At 72.9% G+C, this 15865-nt stretch carries 14 protein-coding genes; 11 read left to right on the top strand and 3 right to left on the bottom strand.

The annotated features are described in order from the left end of the window. Positions 1–186 precede the first annotated feature (186 nt). Genes V5P93_RS31710 through V5P93_RS31685 form a run of 6 tightly spaced genes read left to right on the top strand, consistent with a single transcriptional unit; the run spans position 187 to position 8253 of the window. On the top strand, positions 187–2253 hold the full coding sequence (locus tag V5P93_RS31710; RefSeq protein WP_219824119.1) for a beta-hydroxydecanoyl-ACP dehydratase: 2067 nt from the start codon (positions 187–189) through the stop codon (positions 2251–2253). After that, on the top strand, positions 2250–3791 hold the full coding sequence (locus V5P93_RS31705; protein WP_104481657.1) for a PfaD family polyunsaturated fatty acid/polyketide biosynthesis protein: 1542 nt from the start codon (positions 2250–2252) through the stop codon (positions 3789–3791). The genes V5P93_RS31710 and V5P93_RS31705 overlap by 4 nt, the downstream gene beginning before the upstream one ends. A gap of 10 nt (positions 3792–3801) precedes the next feature. After that, positions 3802–5493 (top strand): acetyl-CoA carboxylase carboxyl transferase subunit alpha, encoded by a 1692-nt coding sequence (gene accA, locus V5P93_RS31700; RefSeq protein WP_104481656.1) that lies wholly within the window; start codon positions 3802–3804, stop codon positions 5491–5493. Then, positions 5493–5996: a biotin/lipoyl-containing protein gene (locus V5P93_RS31695; protein ID WP_181043748.1), complete on the top strand. Its 504-nt coding sequence runs from the start codon at positions 5493–5495 to the stop codon at positions 5994–5996. The genes accA and V5P93_RS31695 overlap by 1 nt, the downstream gene beginning before the upstream one ends. Then, a complete protein-coding gene (gene accC / locus V5P93_RS31690) occupies positions 5996–7354 on the top strand; it encodes an acetyl-CoA carboxylase biotin carboxylase subunit (protein ID WP_104481655.1) in 1359 nt (452 codons plus the stop codon). Before V5P93_RS31695 ends, accC begins: the two co-directional genes overlap by 1 nt. Next, positions 7345–8253 (top strand): PDR/VanB family oxidoreductase, encoded by a 909-nt coding sequence (locus tag V5P93_RS31685; protein ID WP_104481694.1) that lies wholly within the window; start codon positions 7345–7347, stop codon positions 8251–8253. The genes accC and V5P93_RS31685 overlap by 10 nt, the downstream gene beginning before the upstream one ends. A 12-nt stretch (positions 8254–8265) precedes the next feature. Here V5P93_RS31685 and V5P93_RS31680 read toward each other — a convergent pair whose 3' ends face one another. Beyond that, positions 8266–8640 (bottom strand): hypothetical protein, encoded by a 375-nt coding sequence (locus V5P93_RS31680; RefSeq protein WP_104481654.1) that lies wholly within the window; start codon positions 8638–8640, stop codon positions 8266–8268. Between the two features lie 399 nt (positions 8641–9039). Here V5P93_RS31680 and V5P93_RS31675 point away from each other — a divergent pair, with 399 nt between their 5' ends. From V5P93_RS31675 to V5P93_RS31665, 3 genes are read left to right on the top strand one after another with little or no spacing between them, the layout of a single operon-like run. Continuing rightward, a complete protein-coding gene (locus V5P93_RS31675) occupies positions 9040–9594 on the top strand; it encodes an RNA polymerase sigma factor (protein ID WP_104481653.1) in 555 nt (184 codons plus the stop codon). Beyond that, a complete protein-coding gene (locus tag V5P93_RS31670; RefSeq protein ID WP_245931580.1) occupies positions 9591–10349 on the top strand; it encodes a methylated-DNA--[protein]-cysteine S-methyltransferase in 759 nt (252 codons plus the stop codon). The genes V5P93_RS31675 and V5P93_RS31670 overlap by 4 nt, the downstream gene beginning before the upstream one ends. Further along, positions 10346–10798 carry a hypothetical protein gene (locus V5P93_RS31665; RefSeq protein ID WP_181043747.1) on the top strand — a complete coding sequence of 151 codons (453 nt, stop codon included), beginning with the start codon at positions 10346–10348 and terminating at the stop codon, positions 10796–10798. Before V5P93_RS31670 ends, V5P93_RS31665 begins: the two co-directional genes overlap by 4 nt. Here the strand turns inward: V5P93_RS31665 and V5P93_RS31660 are convergent. Further along, positions 10764–11369: a hypothetical protein gene (locus V5P93_RS31660; RefSeq protein ID WP_104481651.1), complete on the bottom strand. Its 606-nt coding sequence runs from the start codon at positions 11367–11369 to the stop codon at positions 10764–10766. The genes V5P93_RS31665 and V5P93_RS31660 overlap by 35 nt on opposite strands. Next, entirely contained in the window at positions 11366–12397 is a 1032-nt protein-coding gene (locus tag V5P93_RS31655; protein WP_104481693.1) for a TRM11 family methyltransferase, read from the bottom strand. Before V5P93_RS31655 ends, V5P93_RS31660 begins: the two co-directional genes overlap by 4 nt. A 111-nt stretch (positions 12398–12508) precedes the next feature. On the opposite strand from V5P93_RS31655, the gene V5P93_RS31650 reads away from it, so the two are divergent. Beyond that, entirely contained in the window at positions 12509–13090 is a 582-nt protein-coding gene (locus V5P93_RS31650) for a helix-turn-helix domain-containing protein (protein WP_104481650.1), read from the top strand. 14 nt (positions 13091–13104) lie between these two features. Further along, positions 13105–13803 carry an SRPBCC domain-containing protein gene (locus tag V5P93_RS31645; protein ID WP_104481649.1) on the top strand — a complete coding sequence of 233 codons (699 nt, stop codon included), beginning with the start codon at positions 13105–13107 and terminating at the stop codon, positions 13801–13803. Positions 13804–15865: the final 2062 nt, after the last annotated feature.

The raw sequence follows: 15865 nt of genomic DNA, 5'->3' as shown, positions 1-15865 counted from the left end.
ACGCCGTCGCCCGCCTCGCGGCCCCACACCCCGGCCCCCGCACCAGCGATTTCCCACGAAATCACCCCCCGGGCCTGGGGGACCCCCGAAATCAACGCTACTCCGGGGGACCGACAGAACCCGGGGTTCGACGACGAGGCCTGTGGACAACTCCGGCCCGCGCCCGGGGACCACGCCGCCCAGGTCGTGGCACGGCTGCGGGAAAGCCTGGTGGCCGCGCACGCCTCCGCGCTGGCCGCGCAGGAGGCCATGCAGTACGCGCGACTGGCCGAGGTGACCCGGTCCGCCGGGCTCCCCGCCCGGTACGCCGCGCCCCAGATCGACTCGCGGTCCAACGGGTCGGGCCCGCACGCCCAGCACGGCACGGCTCGGATCGCTTCCCCGCCCGCCGCGGACCAGCAGACCGCGCTCCCGGCCGCGGTCGTGCCCACCCCGATCCAGGGCCCCGCACGGCACTTCGTCGTCACGATCCAGCCCGACGCCGTCGTCGCCACCGAGATCACCGCCCCCGGCGAGCGCCGCTACCCCGAACCGGCCACCACCGAAGGCGCGTTCAAGGCCCTGGCCCGCACCACCGCCTCCGCCCTCACCCGCCAGGACCTCGACCACCTCCGCGCGGGTGCCATCGCCACCGTCTTCGGCCGCCCCTACGACCAGCAGGGCCTCAACCCCGAGATCCGCCTGCACACCCCCACCCACGGCGCCCTGACCCAGGTCACCCACACCACCCGCCGCGCGGGCGAGTGGAACCACGGGACGCTGCACGCCACCGCGCACCTCACCGACTTCACCGTCACCGCCGTCACCGAGGTCGCGCTGCAAGCCGCGCAGGTCATCGCGCTCAACCTGGGCCTGCACCTGTGCCTGCCCGACGCCGAGTTCACCGCCCAGGGCGCCGAGGTCGAACTGGCCGCCCCGGTCACCGGCGACGTCGACGTCGCCCTCGCACTGTCCGATCTGGACATGATCCCGCGCCCCCGCCTCACCGCCGAGGTCACCCTGCACGCCAACGGGATCACCGTCGCCAAGGTGCACGGCCTCAAGCTCGAGGTCCGCGAACGCCCCGGCGTGCCCATCGGGCCCGAGCAGGGCGGCGCCATCCCGCGCGACTTCGGCAGGCGCAACGCCGACGGGAAACCCGCGCTGCTCAACGAGTTCCACATGATCCACAGCTCGCGCGGCGACCTGGCCATCACCCTCGGCCCCGAGTTCGCGCGCACCGCGGGCCGCCGCGCCACCCGCATGCCCAGCGGCGGGCTCCGGCTCTGCGACCGGGTCATGCACGTCGACGGCGAGCGCCACAAGCTCGCCCGGGCCGCGGGTGACACCGAGTACGACTCGCCCGCCGACTCGTGGTACTACGCCGAGACCGCGAACGCCTCCATGCCCAACGTCATCTACATGGAGACCTCGCTGCAGTCCGCGCTGCTGCTCGGCTACTACCTCGGTGCCACCCTCACCGACCCCAACGACGACTTCAGCCTCCGCAACCTCGACGGCTCCGCCACCGTCCTGCGCGAGGTCGACCTGCGGGACAAGACCATCCAGCAGCACTCCGAGCTGACCAACACCAGCGTCCTCAGTGGAGCGGTGCTGCAGAGCTTCACCTACGAGCTGTCCGTCGACGGCGAGCCGTTCTACCGCGGCGAGTCCCTGTTCGGGTTCTTCAACGAGCGGGCGCTGGCCAACCAGACCGGCCTCGACGGCGGCGCGTACGTGCCCACCTGGTTGGAGCGCCAGGCCTCCGCTCCCCGGGTGCGCACCATCGCGGTGGGGCGGCGCGGGACCGACGGTCCCGCCCGCTCCACCGCGCACCTGCACCTGATCGACGAGGTCCAGGTCGTCGACGGCGGCGGCGACCACGGCCTCGGCTACCTGCGCGCGGTCAAGCCGATCCGCGAGACCGACTGGTTCTTCCGCCGCCACTTCCACCTCGACCCCGTGATGCCCGGCTCGCTCGGCGTCGAGGCGGTCATCCAGGCCATGCAGGAGTGGCTGGTCGACGCGGGCCTGGCCGACGGGCTCGTCGCGCCGGAGTTCGTCCTCCCGGCCGGTCTGCCGCTGTCCTGGCGCTACCGCGGCCAGATCCTGGCCACCGACGGGGAGATGACCCTCGAGGTGCACCTCAAGCGGGTCGAGCGCGGCGACCAGCGGGTCCGCGTCGTCGCCGACGCGAGCGTGTGGAAGCCCGGCATGCGCATCTACCAACTCGACGACGTCGCCGTGGAGTGCCGCGGCGTGGGGGCGAAATGACCGCGCTGACCCAACCCCTGGCCCGCACCGCCGCCGAGGTCTACTCGGTGCTCGCCGACCTGGAACGGCCCTGCTTCGTCGTGGCGCAGGGCGGGGTGGGCGCGACCAACGACGAGCGCGTCGCCCGCTCGTCCGGCACGGTCCTGGCCGCGGTCCCCCCGATGACCCCGGAACGCCTGGGCGCGCCGGACTTCACCCGCGACCACGGCGTCCGCCTGGCCTACATGGCGGGCGCCATGGCCAACGGCATCGCGTCCCCCCGGCTCGTCGCCGCCATGGCCCGCGCGGGCTACCTCGCCTCCTACGGCGCCGCCTCCACGGTCCCCGGACGCGTCGCCGAGGCCCTCCAGGAGATCGCCCGGGAAGCCCCGGGCGCGCCCTTCTCCTGCAACCTCATCCACAGCCCCAGCGAACTCGCCATGGAGCGCTCCACGGTGGACCTGTGCCTCGAGCACAAGGTCCGCTGCGTCGAGGCGTCGGCGTTCCTCGACCTGACACCGCAGATCGTCCGGTACCGGGCCAGCGGCCTGTCCCGCGAGCGCGGCGTCGAGAACCGGGTCATCGCCAAGGTTTCCCGCGCCGAGGTCGCCGAGCGCTTCATCCGCCCCGCCCCCGACTCCATCCTGCGCGGCCTGGTCGAGGCGGGTGACATCACGCACGAGCAGGCCGAGCTGGCCCGGTCCGTGCCGGTCGCCGACGACATCACGGCCGAGGCGGACTCCGGTGGTCACACCGACCGCCGCCCGCTCCCGGTCCTGCTGCCCGAACTCCTGCGCCTGCGCGACTCCCTCCAGTCCGCGCTCGGCTACGCCAAGCAGGTCCGCGTCGGCGCCGCGGGCGGCATCGGCACCCCGTCCGCCGCCTTCGCCGCGTTCGCGATGGGCGCCGCCTACGTGGTCACCGGCTCGGTCAACCAGTCCACCGTGGAGTCCGGCCAGTCGCCCGCGGTCAAGCGCCTGCTGGCCACCGCGGACGTCACCGACTGCGAGATGGCGCCGTCGTCGGACATGTTCGAGCTCGGCGTCGACGTGCAGGTCCTCAAGCGCGGCACGATGTTCGTCGGGCGCGCCAAGAAGCTGTTCGACCTCTACCGCCGCCACGACGGCATCGACTCGATCCCGCCCCGGGACCGGGCCGAGCTGGAGCAGAAGGTCTTCCGCCGCCCGCTGGAGGACGTCTGGGCCGACACGGTCGAGTACTTCAGCGCCCGTGACCCCGAGCAGGTCGCGCGCGCCGAGGGCAACGAGAAGCGCCGCATGGCGCTCATCTTCCGCTGGTACCTGGGCCTCTCCTCCCGGTGGAGCATGTCCGGCGACCCCGAGCGCGCCGCCGACTACCAGGTCTGGTGCGGGCCCGCCATGGGCGCGTTCAACTCCTGGGCCGCCGGGACGTTCCTGGCGCCGGTCGAGAACCGCGCGGTCGCCGACGTGGCCGCGCAGCTCATGCGCGGCGCCGCGTTCGCCGCCCGGGTCTCGGCGCTGACCGGCGCGGGCGTCCGGCTGCCCGCCGCGTGCACGACCTACCGCCCGGCTCCCTGAGGAGGACACGGTGACCGAACCCCGAGGATCGGTGTGGCTGCTCTGCCCGGGCTGCCGCGAGATGGTCTACGGCAGGCGCTTCGCCCGCGCGGCCAAGGTCTGCCCGCACTGCGGCCACCACGCCGTGCTCAACGCCCCCGAACGGCTCTCGCACCTGCTCGACGAGGGCTCGCTGCGGCTGCTCGACCTCGCGGTCGGTGACCACGACCCGCTGCGGTTCGTCGACTCCGTCGCCTACCCCGAGCGGCTGCGCACGGCCCGCTCCGCCACCGGTCTCGACGAGGCCGTGGTCTGCGCGCGCGGCACGATCGGCGGGCACGCGGTCATCGCCGCCGTCATGGACTTCCGCTTCCTGGGCGGCAGCCTGGGCGCGGCCGTCGGCGAGGCGATCACCCAGGCCGCCGAGACCGCGCTGCGCGAGCGCACACCGCTGCTGCTGGTCACCGCGTCCGGCGGGGCGCGGATGCAGGAGGGCGTCATCTCCCTCATGCAGATGGCCAAGACCAGCCAGGCGCTCGGCCAGCTCGACGAGGCGGGCATCCTCACGCTGACCCTGGTCACCGACCCGACCTTCGGCGGTGTCGCCGCGTCCTTCGCCACGCTCAGCGACGTCATCATCGCCGAACCCGGTGCGCGCCTCGGCTTCGCGGGCCCTCGGGTCATCGAGCAGACGATCCGGCAGAAGTTGCCCGAGGGCCTGCAGACTGCGGAGTTCCTGTTGGAGCACGGCATCGTCGACGTCATCCGGACCCGCGACCAGCTCCGCCCAACCATCGCCCGGATCCTCGCGGTCGCGTCTCGGCGCGGTGAGGCGAGTCCGGGCGAGGCCGGTCCCGAGCTGATCACCGATCCGGCCCACCTGCCGGAGCGGCACCCGTGGGAGGTCGTGCGGCTGGCCAGGACCCTCGGACGACCGACCACTGTGGACTACATCAACCTGGTCACGCACGGCTTCGTCGAACTCCACGGCGACCGGCGCGCGGCCGACTGCAAGGCGATCGTCGGCGGACTCGCCTACCTCGACGACATCCCCGTCGTCGTGGTCGGCACGCAGAAGGGCCGCACCGCCGCCGAACTGGCCGAGCGCAACTACGGCATGCCCAGCCCCGCCGGGTACCGGAAGGCCGCGCGGCTCATGCGGATCGCGGCCAAGCTCGGGCTGCCGCTGGTGACGTTCATCGACACGGCGGGCGCGTACCCGGGTGTCGACGCGGAAACCGACGGGCAGGCGGTCGCCATCGCGGAGAACCTGCGGCTCATGGCCGGTCTGCCGGTGCCGTCCGTCGCGGTGGTGACCGGTGAGGGCGGCAGCGGCGGCGCGCTCGCGCTGGCCGTCGCGAACCGGGTCCTGATGTGCGCCAACGCGATGTACTCGGTGATCACCCCGGAGGGCTGCGCGGCCATCCTGTGGAAGGACGCCGCCGCGGCGCCCAAGGCGGCGGAAGCGCTGCGGGTCGACGCGCGGTACCTGCTGGAGCAGGGCGTCGTCGACGGCGTGGTGCCCGAACCCGAGGGCGGCGCGCACACCGACCACGGGTTCGCCGCCGCCGCGATGCGCACCGCGCTGACCAGCACCCTGCGGGCGCTCATGCCGCTGGACGCGATGAACCTCGTCCCGCGCCGCCACGCCCGCTTCCGCCGGTTCGGCGTCACCGCCCCGGACCTGCTCGACCAGGACATCGCAGAGAGGGAGAGCGCCTGATGACCGCCATGGAGAGCGCCGTGGGCAGCCCGGAGCAGGTGTTGGACGCCGTGCGGGCCAACGCGCTCGCGCTGTGCGCGCAGTCGGCGCGGCCGGTGAGCTGGATCAAGGTGACCGCGGGCGAGGTCGGCGTCGAACTGTCCTTCGCGGACACCGTGGTCGCCGTCGCCCCGTCGATCGGCCCGGCCGAGGTGCCCGCCCCCGTGCTGGCGTTGGCACCGCGCGCGGCCGAGGTCGTCGCCGAGCCCGAGGTGGCGGTGCGGCACGTGTCGTCGCCGACCGTCGGCGTGTTCTACCGGTCGCCGGAGCCGGGCGCGGACCCGTTCGTCACCGAGGGCAGCGTGGTCGCGCCCGGGCAGCAGATCGGCATCGTCGAGGCGATGAAGCTGATGATCCCCGTCGAGGCGGACGGCGCCGGGCGCGTGGTGGAGCTGCTGGTCGCCGACGGGACCCCGGTCGAGTACGGCGAGGCGCTGCTGGCCTACACCCCGGAGACGGCCTGATGTTCGGCACCGTCCTCATCGCCAACCGCGGTGAGATCGCGCTCCGGGTCGCCCGCACCTGCCGCGAACTGGGCATCCGCACGGTCGCGGTCTACTCGACGGCCGACCGCGACTCGGCCGTGGTCCGGTTCGCCGACGAGTCCGTCCACATCGGACCGCCGCCGTCGCGGGGCAGCTACCTGCACATCCCGGCGGTGATCGAGGCGGCCAAGCGGACCGGTGCCGAGGCGATCCACCCCGGCTACGGGTTCCTGTCGGAGAACCCGGACTTCGCCGAGGTGTGCGAGGACGAGGGCATCGTGTTCATCGGCCCGCCCGCCGCGGTGATGCAGAAGCTGGGCGACAAGGCCGTGGCCCGCTCGATGATGGTCCAGGCGGGGCTCCCGCTGCTGCCCGGCAGCACCGAGGCCATCGACACGGTCACCGAGGCGCAAGCGCTTGCGGACAGCATCGGCTACCCGGTCATCATCAAGGCCGCGGCGGGCGGCGGCGGCCGCGGCATGCGCATCGTGCGCGACGCCGCCGACTTCGCCCGCGCCTACCGCGACACCCGGCTCGACGCCCAGGCGGTGTTCGGCGACGGGCGGGTGTACGTCGAGCGGTACCTGGAGTCGGCCCGGCACGTGGAGATCCAGGTGCTGGCCGACCGGTACCGCAACGCCGTCCACCTGGGCGCCCGCGACTGCTCGGTGCAGCGCAGGCACCAGAAGCTGGTGGAGGAGTCGCCGCCGCCGGGCCTGCCGGACTCGCTGGTCGCCGAGATGGGCGCCGCCGCGGTCCGTGCGACCGTGGCTGCCGGGTACGTGGGTGCCGGGACGTTCGAGTTCCTCGTGGACACCGAGAACCGGTACTACTTCATGGAGGTCAACTGCCGCCTCCAGGTGGAGCACCCGGTGACCGAGATGGTGACCCGCCTGGACCTGGTGGCGGAGCAGCTGCGCGTGGCGGCCGGGCAGCCGCTGGGCTACGGGCAGGAGGACGTGGCGTGTGCCGGCCACTCGATCGAGTGCCGGATCAACGCCGAGGACCCGGCCCGCGGCTTCGCGCCCGCCCCCGCGACCGTGCGGTCCTTCGTCGCCCCGGGCGGCCCCTTCGTCCGCGTCGACACCCACCTGTTCGACGGCTACCGCATCCCGTCGGCCTACGACTCCCTCCTGGCCAAGGTCGTCGTCTGGGGCCCGGACCGCGCGGTCGCCCTGGCCCGCATGCGCGCCGCCCTGACCGAACTGCGCGTCGACGGCCCGGGCGCGGCGACCACCGCGGAGTTCCTGCACTCGGTGATGGACAACCCGGTGTTCCGGGAAGGCAAGCACGACACGTCGTTGGTGGGGGACATGCTGTTCGGAGGATCCCGGTGATCGAGGTAGCGGTCGCGTCCCGCTCGGTGGTGGCGGACGGGGTGGTGGCCCTGGACCTGGCGGGTATCAACCTGCCCGCCTGGGAGCCGGGCGCGCACATCGACGTCGAGGTCGGCGCGGGTGTGCTGCGGCAGTACTCGCTGTGCGGGGAGGTCGGGGCGGACCGGTACCGCATCGCCGTCCTCAACGCCCCCGCGGGCCGCGGCGGCTCCCGCTTCATGCACGCCCTGCGGGTCGGCGACATCGTGCGGATCAGCCCGCCCCGCAACAACTTCGCACTGGTACCCGCCGAGCGGCACCTGTTCATCGCGGGCGGCATCGGGATCACACCGTTGCTGCCGATGCTCGACCGCTGCGTCGACTGGCGGCTGGTGTACGGGGGTCGGTCCCTGGCGAGCATGGCCTTCGCCCGGGAACTGGTGGAGCGCTTCGGTGACCGGGTCGTGCTGTGGCCGCAGGACGAGCTCGGCTTGCTGGACTTGGACGTCGAACTGGGAAACCCCACACCCGACACCGCGGTTTACTGCTGTGGTCCCGAAGGACTGCTCGGCGCGGTCGAACAAGCCTGCGCCTCCTGGCCGACGGGCTCCCTGCGGGTGGAGCGGTTCGCGCCCCGGGAGGACTCGGGGGAGCGCTCGGGGTTTGAGGTGGAGGTCGCGTCGACCGGGCAGGTGTTGAGTGTGCCCGCTGACGTGAGCGTGCTGGAGGTCGTGGAGGAGAGCGGGATCCCGGTGGTGTCGTCGTGCGGCGAGGGCACGTGCGGCACCTGCGAGACGACGGTGCTGGACGGCGTGGTCGACCACCGGGACTCGGTGTTGTCGGCGGCGGAGCAGGAGTCCGGCAAGACGATGATGATCTGCGTGTCGCGCGGCCGGGGCAGGCTCGTCCTGGACCTGTGACCCGTGGGCGGATCAGTCGCGCTCGTCGTCCGAGTCCTGTGCGCGGCCGGGCGTCGCGATCACGACCCAAGCGGCGAAGGCGGCGAGCAGGACGAAGAACAACGTGTTGATGAAACCGGGAACCTGTTCGAAGATCTCCCCGCACGGCCACCGCTGGGGAAGGTAGGTGGGCCCGTGGGACGGGTCCGGGTAGAGGCAGCGGTAGTCGGTTCCGCTGCCGAACACCTTCAGGGCACTGAAGGCGCACACCGCGGTCGCGCCGATCAGGGTCGCCTTCGCCCGGATGCCCCACGGACGCGCCACCTCGCCGGTCCGTCTCGCGACCACCGCGAACAGGTGCCACAACAGCACCACCGCGACCACGACGCCCACCATGGCGATGAACATCGACTACCCCCTCATCCACCCCGCACCGACAGGGGCACCCAACTCCTCGACACGCGACCGGCCGGGCAATCCACGCCACCACACCGTCGTCCAGCGAGTTGTCCACGGGCCTGGGCATCGTAACCCGGAGTCGGGCTCCGTGGTGGCGACCGGGCAGCCGAGCGAGGCGTGCGGGTTTTCGCCCGAACAGGGAGTCCCGCCCCCGTTACCGAGTGCTCCCACGTCGTCGCAACGACCCGGGGCCGCGCTGCCTGCCCCACCCGTAGTCGCGCCACGACCACTTCCGGGGACCCGGGCGCCCAGCTCGGTCCGGTCCGCGAGGGCGCCCCACAGGCGGTACCCTGCGGTCGACCCGAGGCGCGGGTGCAACGGCTGGCGCGGTGGCGGTGTTCACCTGGTATGACCGACCCAGACGCGGCCGTCCTCGCCGCCATCGCCGACGACCTCGACGCGGGGTTCGCCGAGTTGGTCCGCACCCACCAGCGGGTGGTGCTCTCGGTCGCCCTGCGGGTCGGCGGCCGGGACGCCGAGGACCTGGCCGCCGAGTGCTTCCTGCGCGCCTACCACGCGCTGCGCGGCTACGACCGGTCCCGCATCCTCGCCCTGCGCCCCCGGTCGTGGCTGCTCACGATCCTGCTCAACACCTGGCGCAACACCGTTCGCGCGGCGAGCAGGCGGCCGGTGGTCGCCGTCGCCGAGCTGCCCGAGCGGGCCACGGCAGGCCCCAGCGTGGAGCAGCAGGTGGCGGACGCCGAGACCCGCGGCGAGCTGGCCGCGCTGGTCTCGACCCTGCCCGAGAACCAGCGGGTCGCCGTGGTGCTGCGGCACGTCGTCGACCTGCCCGTGGCCGAGATCGCCGCGGTCATGGCGGCACCGGAGGGCACCGTGAAGTCCCACATCTCCCGCGGCCTGGCCCGGCTGCGGGAGCAGTACGCGAAGGAGGTCGTCCGATGATGGCCCACGACGAGACCCCCGACCAGCTGACCGCCGCGCTGGGCGGCCTGGCCGCCCCCCTGTCCCTCGACCTGACCACCCGGCTGTTCGGCCGGTGGACGACGGTCCCCGGCCCGGTCGGCGAGCTGTTCCTCGCCTACACCGACGTCGGCGTCAGCTACATCCGCACCGCCGCGTCCGTGCGCGGCCGGGCCGAGGTCTTCCGGGAGCACTTCCACCAGCGGTTCAACCGGCCGCTGCAGCACGTGGCGGCCGTGCCCGCCGGGCTCTTCCCCGACGCCGCGCGCGCCCAGGAGGCGCCGGTCGACCTGCGCACGCTGACCTCCTTCGAGCGGGACGTGCTCACCGCGACCCGCGAGATCCCGGTCGGCCAGGTCCGCCCGTACGCGTGGATCGCCAAGGCCATCGGCCGCCCCAAGGCCGTGCGCGCCGTCGGCACCGCGCTGGGCAACAACCCCGTGCCGGTGCTGATCCCGTGCCACCGCGTGGTTCGCGCCGACGGCCACCTGGGGCAGTACGTCTTCGGCGCGGATGTCAAGGAGGACCTGTTGCGCGCCGAGGAGTCCAATGTGGACGAGATGCGCGCGCTGGCCGACGCCCGCCGCGCGGTGGTCGGCCACGACGGCGTCGTGTGCTACCCGTCGTGCGACCGGATCCGGTCGGTCCCGGCGGCCTCCCGGCGGGCGTTCCGCACGGTCGCCCAGGCGGTGCAGGCGGGCTACCGGCCGTGCGAGCGGTGCGGACCGGTGGCGTGACGTCCGCCGAACTGGCCACGGTCCTGGCCCTGGTCAAGCGGTTGGGCACGCTGGTCAACCTCGGCCACGGTCGGGACCCGGCCTCGGTCGCGTCGGCCCGGGCGTTCCTCGACGCCTGGGACGGCGAGATCGGCGCGGTGGTGAGCTGGCCCGCGACCGCGGCGTCCTGGCTGCGGTCCGCCTGCCGCTTCGCGGGCGGCGCCCCGGACGCGTGGGTGATCGCCGACCAGGCCCGCTCCTGGACCGGCATCGGCGGGCGCCTGGCGGCGATGCCGGAGTGGCGTCCGGGTAGGACAGTGGCTTTCGCCGGTATGGCCTGGGATGGGCTGGCAGGCGTCGAAGGATTGCGCGGCGCGGGCGCGGACGGTACTGAGTGGACTATCCTCGACCGGAGTGTGACCTGGTGTCGGAACCTCAGTGGCCCAGGAACATCAGGTCGTTCGCGGTGAAGGCGTGGTCCGGGAATCCGGGGAGCTGCCGCTGGAATGTTTCCTCAAGCAGGCCCGGGCTCGCGGTGAAACGCGGTTCGAGCGCCGATTCCACCGGGATGAGCGCGAGCCCCGGGTGACCGTGCACCCGGAAGTCGACCCGCGCGATGACGATCGGTCGCTTCACGTAGATGGCCGCGTCGAACGCGGGCCCGCAGGCGAGGTCGATCCAGTTGTCGTCCATGCCGGGCGCCCATTCGAACATGTGGGTGATCCGGCGCGCGTAGGCTTCCGCCTCTTTCTCGCTCCACACAAGGGATCTCACCGGGGTGAGGATGTGGTCGATGTCGACGACGGTGCGCGGGCGCGGCGGGCCGGGCGGCTCGGTCAGGAACCGGACCAGCAACTCTTCGGCGGACTCGTGGGTGTGGTTCGCCTGTCCCGCCGCGCCCAGCGCGACCAGCAGGTCCCAGTGGAGGTCGCTGAACTCGTTGTGCCCCAGCACCCGGGACCTGGCCCAGGCAGTGGCCTCTCCCGGTGTCACCGCGCGGCTGACCAGGTTCTCCAGCCACCGCCGGAGATCGGCGGTCAAGGCTTCCTCGCCACCACGATGTCGCGCACGATGGCCTGGTCGACGCGGTGGCTGAAGCCCAGGTACGGGCCCTCGTCGAGGGGTTCGAGGTTGGCGGCGGCCAGTGCGTCCACAAGGGACGCTCGGGGAACCACGTTGGTGTTCCACGAGATCGCGAGGGCCCCGCCCGGCCGCAGCAGGCCCACCCAGCCGCCGATCGCGGCGCGGATCAGCTCGAGCGGGCCCCGGTGCAGGGCTCCCGTGGCGCGGCTGCCGTGCTGGACGCCGTAGGGGGCGTCGGTCGCGATGACGTCGAAGGTGCCCGCGCGGTGGAACCGGTTGGCCTCGGTCGTGTCGGCGTTGACGTAGTCCAGGTCGAGGGCGTCGCCCGCCTTGTACGACTCCTTGGTGACCCCGATCGAGGCCTGGAACCGGCGGGCGATGACCTTGCCGTCACGGCGCACGCGGGTGGTGTCGGCCTGGTGCTTGACGCGCTTGCGCTTGAGCCAGGTCTGGATGAACTGCGCGTACGCGTCGAAGTCCTTGCCGTCGACGTCGATGCCCGCGGTGTCGTAGCCGTAGGTCAGGGCCTGGTTGAGCGTGGTGCCGCGCCCGCACATCGGGTCCAGCACCCGCAGCCGCCTGGTCAGCATGTCCTGGGCGGACGCGGAGGAGACGACCGCCAGGTTGAGCAGCAGCTTGGTGAAGTGCTCGTTGGTCTTACCCGGGTACTTCTGGATGGTCACCAGGTCGTCGTCGAACTTGTCCAGCGGGGTCAGCTCCACCGGGGCCAGCAGGTCGCCGCGCCGCTCGAACAGCGCGTACGCCGACGACAGGTTCGCCAGCCGCGCCGCGTCGTCCGGGCCCAGGTCGGGGCAGGTGAAGCCCAGGTACGGGACGCCGCTGAGCCGGACCGGGGCGATGTCGCGCACCCGGCCGCCGAGCAGGCGGTCGCTGAACACCGCCAGCTCCGCCGCCATGAGGTCCACCGACGACTCGGCGTAGACGCGGTTGAGCGCGGGTCGCACGAGCAGGACGTGGGTGGTCATGGGCTCCCGATTCGGTGTGTTCGCGGTGGTCAGGGCCATGATACGGCGCCCGGGTCACCGACAACCCACTTCATCCTTGACAAGAAAAGTTGTCGGTGACAGGCTAGGCCCATGTTCGACGTAGCGGTGATCGAGGACCCGGCGGCTGCCGAGGTCACGCTGGACCCGGTGCGCGCCCGCCTGCTGGCCGCGCTCGCGGAGCCCGGCTCGGCCAGTTCGCTGGCCGCGGCCGTCGGGCTGCCGCGGCAGAAGGTGAACTACCACCTGCGGGCGCTGGAGAAGCACGGCCTGGTGGAGCTGGTCGAGGAGCGGCGCCGGGGCAACTGCACCGAACGGGTGCTGCGCGCCACGGCGGCCTCGTACGTGATCTCGCCCGCGGCGCTGTCCGCGGTCGAACCCGACCCGGCCCGGGCCCCCGACCAGCTCTCCGCGCGCTGGCTGCTGGCCCTCGCGGCCCGGTTGGTGCGCGAGCTGGGTCGGCTCATCGCCGGTGCCACCGCCGCCAACCAGCGGCTCGCCACCTACGCGATCGACTCGGAACTCACCTTCGCCACCGCCGCCGACCGCGCCGCGTTCGCCGGTGAACTGCAAGAGGCGGTGGCCGACCTGGTCCGCCGCCACCACGCGGAGGACGCCCCCGGCGGGCGCAAGCACCGCCTGGTCGTCGCCCTGCACCCCAGCCTGAAGAACTAGAAGGAGCTTGTGCCATGTCGAAGCAGTTCGAGATCCGCCGCGAGGTCGTCCTCGAGGCCACCCCGGCGCAGATCTTCGCCGCGGTCACCGAGAACCAGGGGTCCTGGCTGTTCCCGATGCCGTACCCGCCCGCCGACGGCACCGTCGACGCGCAGGGCAGCCGGGTGACCAAGTGGGACCCGCCGCACGAGGTCGCCGTCCGCACCGAGGGCCCGGACGGCTGGTTCAACGCGCTGGAGCACGTCATCGAGGCCCGCGACGGCGGCACGGCCGTGCTCCGGTACGTGCACAGCGGCATCTTCACCGACGACTGGGACACCCAGTACGACGGCGCGGGCAAGCACACCGACTTCTACCTGCACTCGCTCGGCCAGTACGTCAAGCACTTCCCCGGCCGCGGCGCCACCTACGTCGCCGCCGACGGCCCGGCCGCCTCCCACGCCCCGGGCGCGGTCGACGTCCTCCGCCGAGCCCTGGGCGTGACGGCGGTGGGGGACCGGGTGCGGATCGAGGGGCTGGGGGTGGACGCGGAGGTCGACTACCTGGAGGGCCAGTTCATCGGCCTGCGCGACGGCGACACCCTGTACCGCTTCTACTGCCGCGAGCCCTGGGGCGCCCCGGTGTCGCTGGCGCACCACCTGTTCACCGAGCCCGCCGACCCGGAGAAGACCACCGCCGCCTGGCAAACCTGGCTCGACGCCGTCTACGCCTGATCCCCACCTCGCCCGCGATCTGGGGGTCGCGGGCGGGGACGCCTCCCCTCCCTGGTGCCTGGCCCGTTGCCCGCGGCCTCGCTCCACGGTCCCGCCCCTCACTCCCCAGCGCCCGCGCCTTGCCCCCGCACCCCAGGCAGCCAACCCTTCTCCGGCGCGTCGTGGGCCTGCGCGTTCTCCTCCGGCCAGGTGCCCCCGCTCGCCCCGAGGCCGCACCGCTCACCCCCAGTTCTCGAGCCCCTCTGCTCGACGCGTCTGCCCTCACGCCTGCCAGCCAAGTGCCCACCACCCCCCGGCATCCCGCTCGCCCGGCGCCCGCCCGCAACAACCACGGCCCCTCCCAGCCAGCCTTTCCCCAACGCGTCGAGGGCCCGCTCGTTCTCCCGATCCACCTCGAGTCCGCGTTGGCCGGCCCGCTCGCGACATCCGCGCCCCTGTCCGCCCCAGATCCGCGCCGCAGCACTCACCCCAGCGCCTCACCTCGAAGCGCCGGCGCCCACACCTGCCTGCCAGGCGCTCCACCCCACACGAACCCCCAACCGCATCCCGCTCGCCCGGCCACGCCCTAGCTCGCCGACCACAACAACCACGCTCTTCCTCGACGCGTCGTGGGTCCGCGCGTTCTCCTGATCCACCCCGGATCCGCGTTGGCCGGCCCGCTCGCGACATCCGCGCCCCTGCCCGCCCCAGATCCGCGCCACAGCGCTCGCCCCCAATGCTCGAGCCACCTCGACTCGAAACGCCGCCCCCACACCTAACTGCCAGGCGCTCCACCCCGCACGACCCCGACCACATCCCGCTCGCCCGGCGTCCCCAGCACCCGCCTTCCCGCGCCCCTAGCTCGCCGACCGCGACAACCACAGCCCCAGGCAGCTCGCTCTTCCGCAACGTGTCGTGGGCCCGTGCGTTCTCCTGGTCCACCTCGGATCCGCCTTGGCTTGCTCGCAACATCCGCGCCTGCCCCCACTCGCCCCGAGGCCGCACCGCTCACCCCACCGCTCAAGCCCTCGATTCGAAGCACCTGCCCCCGCACCGGCCAGCCAACCCACCCCACCCTCGCCCGGCTTCCCTTGCTCGCCCGGCTTCCCTTGCTCGCCCGGCTTCCCTTGCTCGCCCGGCTTCCCTTGCTCGCCCGGCTTCCCTTGCTCGCCCGGCTTCCCTTGCTCGCCCGGCTTCCCTTGCTCGCCCGGCTTCCCTTGCTCGCCCGGCTTCCCTTGCTCGCCCGGCTTCCCTTGCTCGCCCGGCTTCCCTTGCTCGCCCGGCTTCCCTTGCTCGCCCGGCTTCCCTTGCTCGCCCGGCTTCCCTTGCTCGCCCGGCTTCCCTTGCTCGCCCGGCTTCCCTTGCTCGCCCGGCTTCCCTTGCTCGCCCGGCTTCCCTTGCTCGCCCGGCTTCCCTTGCTCGCCCGGCTTCCCTTGCTCGCCCGGCTTCCCTTGCTCGCCCGGCTTCCCTTGCTCGCCCGGCTTCCCTTGCTCGCCCGGCTTCCCTTGCTCGCCCGGCTTCCCTTGCTCGCCCGGCTTCCCTTGCTCGCCCGGCTTCCCTTGCTCGCCCGGCTTCCCTTGCTCGCCCGGCTTCCCTTGCTCGCCCGGCTTCCCTTGCTCGCCCGGCTTCCCTTGCTCGCCCGGCTTCCCTTGCTCGCCCGGCTTCCCTTGCTCGCCCGGCTTCCCTTGCTCGCCCGGCTTCCCTTGCTCGCCCGGCTTCCCTTGCTCGCCCGGCTTCCCTTGCTCGCCCGGCTTCCCTTGCTCGCCCGGCTTCCCTTGCTCGCCCGGCTTCCCTTGCTCGCCCGGCTTCCCTTGCTCGCCCGGCTTCCCTTGCTCGCCCGGCTTCCCTTGCTCGCCCGGCTTCCCTTGCTCGCCCGGCTTCCCTTGCTCGCCCGGCTTCCCTTGCTCGCCCGGCTTCCCTTGCTCGCCCGGCTTCCCTTGCTCGCCCGGCTTCCCTTGCTCGCCCGGCTTCCCTTGCTCGCCCGGCTTCCCTTGCTCGCCCGGCTTCCCTTGCTCGCCCGGCTTCCCTTGCTCGCCCGGCTTCCCTTGCTCGCCCGGCTTCCCTTGCTCGCCCGGCTTCCCTT

Origin of the sequence: Actinokineospora auranticolor (assembly GCF_041897805.1) — a bacterium.
In the GTDB taxonomy this organism is placed as follows: Bacteria; Actinomycetota; Actinomycetes; order Mycobacteriales; family Pseudonocardiaceae; genus Actinokineospora; species Actinokineospora auranticolor.
The sequence above is the reverse complement of the archived record's forward strand: the minus strand, read 5'-3'. Positions and strand labels throughout refer to the sequence as shown.